Raw genomic sequence first — 291 nt, 5'->3', positions numbered from 1 at the left:
TATTGGCTTTATGGAAACCACCCATTTCCACCCTTTTAAAAGCTTTCAAAGTGTTAATGGCAGGTTGGCCATCAACCAGGATTACTCGAAGATAATTTTGTGTTCACCAGGCCAGCAGCCTCATGTGATTTACCCATCCGATATCATAGAGATAGTGCTAGAGGTCAACGACTCCATAGAGTCAAAATCTACATCAGGCATAGGCGGCAGTCTTACTGGCGCAGCATTAGGCGGTGTACTCACCGGTGGAGCTGGCGCCATCGTCGGAGCAATCGCTGGCAAAAATCGTAA

General features: G+C 47.4%; 1 protein-coding gene. It reads left to right on the top strand.

Annotated elements, in window-relative coordinates:
• Positions 1–291, top strand: a 291-nt coding sequence (locus tag GHN86_RS23820) for a hypothetical protein (protein ID WP_228389659.1), incomplete at both ends; no start/stop codon positions are given.

This window comes from Pseudomonas helleri (assembly GCF_009600315.1).
Classification (GTDB): domain Bacteria; phylum Pseudomonadota; class Gammaproteobacteria; order Pseudomonadales; family Pseudomonadaceae; genus Aquipseudomonas; species Aquipseudomonas helleri_A.
Note: the sequence above shows the minus strand (reverse complement) of the source record. Positions and strands in the feature narration are given on the sequence as shown.